Annotated in this window: 4 protein-coding genes and 1 pseudogene; all 5 read right to left on the reverse strand. The window is 75.1% G+C overall.

Translation table 11 applies throughout. The features are described from left to right. A partial coding sequence (locus tag KBX37_RS33395; RefSeq protein WP_247659475.1) for an AAA family ATPase occupies nucleotides 1-946 on the reverse strand: 946 nt, incomplete at its 3' end. A 336-nt stretch (nucleotides 947-1282) separates the two neighbouring features. Beyond that, nucleotides 1283-2206 carry an alpha/beta hydrolase gene (locus KBX37_RS33400; RefSeq protein WP_210779812.1) on the reverse strand — a complete coding sequence of 308 codons (924 nt, stop codon included), beginning with the start codon at nucleotides 2204-2206 and terminating at the stop codon, nucleotides 1283-1285. A gap of 311 nt (nucleotides 2207-2517) precedes the next feature. Then, complete coding sequence (locus tag KBX37_RS33405) at nucleotides 2518-3237, reverse strand: methyltransferase domain-containing protein (protein WP_307849312.1); 720 nt, start codon at nucleotides 3235-3237, stop codon at nucleotides 2518-2520. Then, the gene (locus KBX37_RS33410) at nucleotides 3234-4049 is read right to left on the reverse strand and encodes a DUF2238 domain-containing protein (RefSeq protein WP_307849313.1); all 816 of its coding nucleotides are present in this window, start codon (nucleotides 4047-4049) and stop codon (nucleotides 3234-3236) included. Before KBX37_RS33410 ends, KBX37_RS33405 begins: the two co-directional genes overlap by 4 nt. A 33-nt stretch (nucleotides 4050-4082) precedes the next feature. Next, nucleotides 4083-4300: pseudogene (locus tag KBX37_RS33415) on the reverse strand (hypothetical protein); the annotation flags it as partial.

The raw sequence follows: 4300 nt of genomic DNA on the forward strand, positions 1-4300 counted from the left end.
CCCCGGCCCGGCTCGACGCGGAGCAGGCCGGCGAGTTCGGCCGGGGCGCGCGCCTCGACGGTGGTGCCGGCGGCCCGCGCCGCCCGGAGCAGGGTGCCCGGCTCGCCCTCCTCGTCCAGCGCGGCGAGCAGCAGGACACGCCGGTCTCGGCCGGCAGCGGCTCCAGGCGGCTCCGATAGGCGCGACCCAGCCCGCCGTCGGTCGGCGGCGCCGCGGGCGCCGGCTCCTCGCCCCGGCACTGGCCGGGGGTGAGCACGCCGGCGAGGTCGACCAGGGCCTGCGGGTTGCCCCCGGCGACCGCGCCGAGCAGCGCCGCCACCGGCGGGGCCCCCGGCTGTCGGGACAGCCGGTCGGCGAGCAGCGCGGCGCGGGCGCGGACGTCGAGCGGCCGGAGCCGATGACCGGCTACTCCCCCGACGAAGGCGTCCGTCGCCGTGGTGAGCAGGACGGCCATCCGCAGGTGGCGCAGGCGCCGGGCGACGAACGCCAACACCTCCGCGGTCGGCCGGTCGCCCCGGTCGACGTCGTCCATCGTGCACAGCACGGGGCGGTCCCGCGCGGCGGCGGCGAGCAGCCCGAGCACGGCCATGGAGAGGGCCAGGCGCCGGTGGGCCGGGCACCCCGCGCCGGCCAGCGCGCGCCGCAGCACCCGTCGTTGCTGCTCGGGCAGGGCGCGGGCCCGGTCCAGCACCGGTTCCAGCAGCCGTTGCAGTCCCGCGTACGGCAGCGCCGCCTCCTCGGCAAGGCCGACGCCGGCCAGGACGGTGCACCCGTCGGCGTGCCGGTGCGCGTAGTCGACCAGGGCGGTCCGGCCGGAGCCGGGCTCGCCCTGCAGCAGCAGCGCTCCCCCGCCGCCGGGCAGGTCGGTCAGCAGCCGCCGGATCGCGGCGCACTCGTCGTCGCGGCCCCGCAGCACGGTTAATTGCACTGTTGATGCAGTAACCATCCATCGAGTGTCACTTATCGGAAAACTGTTGGAAAGAGTTGACTGGTACGCGCTGTCCGCTGGGCGGTGTCGTCCCGTTGGCCAGCAGGGATGCGACCGACGCGAAATCACGGCGGGCGGAGGCCCGCCCAGCGGCCGAGGCGAGCGAGGCGCACCCTCCCGCCGGGATACCGGCGGATGTCGGCACTGCGAGTGCGTCTTTTGAGGCCTGCCGTCCACCGTCGAGCCGCTCCGCCGCACCGGAACGGCTGCCGGCCGGCTCGGCCCCGGCAACGCGGGGCGGCCGGGGCCGGACACGGCGGGGCGGCCGCCGGCCGGCGGCCGCCCCGGGGAACGTCAGGCGCTCGGGCAGGTGTTGCGGTACTCCTCGATCGCCAGGCCGCTCGGGCCCGGGCAGAGGAACTGCTCGTAGCGGGTGTCGTTGTCGACGAACCGCTTCAACCAGGCCACCATCTGCCGGGCGGTGGGCGTGTTCACCGACTGCGGGAAGAAGTGACTCGCCCCGTTGAGCTCCAGGTAGGCCTTCTCGGACGAGGCCGGGATGCTGCTGTAGAACGGCTCCGAGTGCGACGAGACCGGCGCGACGGTGTCGCTCTCACCGCCGACGATCAGCGTCGGCACCCGGACGTCGGACCAGCTCTTGTCCAGGTTCCACGGGGCGAGCGGCACGGCGGCCTGCAGCGACGGCCGGGAGACGGCGGCCTCCAGGCTGCCCCCGCCGCCCATCGAGTGGCCGGCGACGGCCAGCCGGGTGCCGTCGATCCGGCTCCGCACCGAACTGCGCTGCACCAGGTAGTCGAGCGCGGCGAGCAGTTGCCGGCCGCGGCTGTCCGGCTGGTCGAGGCGGCTGTTGGTCTCGATGCCGATCACCACGAAGCCGTGCGAGGCGAGCCGCGGACCGAGCCAGCTGATGCTGGACCAGGCGGCGGTGTAACCGGGCGAGATGGCGATGGCCCCGAAGGTGCCTTCGCTGGTGCTGGTCGGGTAGTAGATGACTCCCCCACCGAAGCCGGTCACGCTGAGCGAGGAGACGCTCTGCGACGCGGTGGCGAAGGGACCGCGGCTGGCCTCCAGGAGGGCGACGGTCGGGGCGGGACCGCGCTCGTACGGGTTGTCGGCGGCCTGGACGGCCGGCGCCGCGGCCAGGCCGCCCACGGCGGCCAGGACGGCCGCCACGGCCAGACCGGCGGCGCGGACGGCGGAACGGGGACGGGTGGTGGTTGGTGATGACACGTCGGGCACTCCCTGCAGTCGGGGCATATCGACGTGGATCAGTGTTCGGTGGAGCGGGCGGTCCCCGCATCGGTGAAATCACCAGTCCGGGGGCAGCTTGCGCCGGTGCGTGCGGCAGGCCGGGGAGACTGCCGGTTCCGCCAGCGAGCCGGTCGGCCTACGCGGCGAGGGGGCGGCTCCCGGTCGGAGCCGCCCCCGGCACGCGGTGGATCGGTTGTCCTGTCAGTGCTCGGGGAGTTCGCGGCCGAGGTAGCCGGCGACGATCCAGGTGCCGATGGCCGCGAGCGGACGGGGCGAAAGGCGCTGTTGCCGGCCGGGGGCGCCGGACGGTGAGACGGTCAGCGTTCCTCGGCGTAGTGGGAGTGGACCGCCGGTTGGCCGGTGTAGTTGGGGCCCGCCCGGTCGTCGGCGCCGAGGAAACGGTACGGGAGGCGGACCTCGCGGCGGCCGGTGCGGCTGATCCGGCGGCGACGGGAGTCGTAGGTGAAGCCGGCGTCGTGCAGCAGCGCGGTGAGGCGCCGCCCGGCGGGGCGCCCGTCGGCGAGCCGGATGCTGGACAGATCCAGGTCGGCCACGAACCGACCCTCGGGCGTCAGCCAGTCGGCGGCGCGGGCCAGGACGGCGAGCTTGTCCCCGACGTAGTGCAGTCCGTGCAGGCAGGTGATCAGGTCGAGCGGCCGGTCCGGCACCCAGGTGGCGACGGAGGCGCAGACCAGCCGCAGGTTCGCCGGCGGTGTCGGCGCCGGGTCGAAGGCGTCCACCAGGTCGACCCCGACGAGGGCGCTGCGCTCGGTCAACCCGACCCGGCGCAGCTGCCCGGCCGCCTGGATCAGCGCCCGGCCCGAACCGCAGCAGAGGTCCAGCCAGCCGGCGGTGGCGGCGGCTCCGGCGAGCCGGTCGGTGAGCACGTCGACGGGGTTGAAGCCCAACTCCCGGGCGTAGCTGTTGACACCGGCGAGCTGCCGTTCGCGGTTCATCGCGTTGTTGGCCACCACCGCCGACCGTTCCAGCGCCGTGGTGTCCAGCAGTGCGACGCCCGGCCGGCGACCGACCGTCACGCGGTCGTCCTCGCCTGGTCGGGTCCCACCGGCGACCGGCGGGGGTCGGCGGACGGCGGTGGGAGCTGGCGGTCGTGCAGGCGGCTCAGCAGGGCCAGCGAGGTGATCGCGCCAACCAGCGCCAGGAACATGTCCCACTGGGTGTCCCAGACGTCGCCCTGGGTGGCGAGGAAGTCGTCGGCCGCCGAGCCCGCGACCACCGCCGACCACCACTCGAACATCTCGAACAGGGCGCTGAAGGCCAGGCAGGCGCAGACCACGAGCGGCGCGAGCCACCGGCTGCCCCGCAACGGCGAACGGCGGACCAGGATCTCGCGGACCAGGATGGCCGGCACGAAGCCCTGCGCGAAGTGGCCGAGCCGGTCGTACGGGTTGCGGGACAGGTCGAACAGCTCCCGCACCCAGTTGCCCACCGGGGTACGCGCGTAGGTGTGGTGACCGCCGACGATGAGGATGATCGCGTGCGCCGCGAGCAGGCAGCACAGCAGTGTGGTCAGTGGGAAGCGGCGCCAGGTGAGCAGCAGCACCGGGATCCCGACGATCACCCACACCGTCTCCAGCAGCCAGGTCAGCCCGTCGTACGGCCGGATGCCGGAGACGACCAGCGCGACGAGGACGACGCCCAGCAGCGCCGGCGGGAGGAGGGCACGTGCTCGGGTCACCGGCGACCGCCTGTTCGTGGCTGGCCGGGCCGGCCGGTCGCCGCCCGGGACGCCGACGATAGCAGCGGCCCCGCCGATCCGATCGGCCCCGAACCGCTGCCCGGCGGGGTGGGTGATGGCCAGTTCGGCGGCCACCACCCCCGCGCTCACGACCAGGTACCGCTCGGGTTCACGGCAGCGGACTCACCGCCGGTCGTCGGCCGCCGGCTGGTGACGGTGCGGCCGGTTGCGGACGACGGCGAGCGCCAGGACGGCGGCGGCGAGGAAGACGAGGCCGTTGACCCGCAGCCCGGCCTGCACGCCGGGGTTCTGGGACTCGGCGAGCGCCTGCCGCACCGGCCCGGGCGGCGTCGCGGTGTCTCTGGTGCCGGCGCGCACGGCCGCCTGCACGGCCGGCCGCG

The sequence above is a fragment of the Micromonospora sp. U56 genome (genome assembly GCF_018070095.1).
In the GTDB taxonomy this organism is placed as follows: domain Bacteria; phylum Actinomycetota; class Actinomycetes; order Mycobacteriales; family Micromonosporaceae; genus Micromonospora; species Micromonospora purpureochromogenes.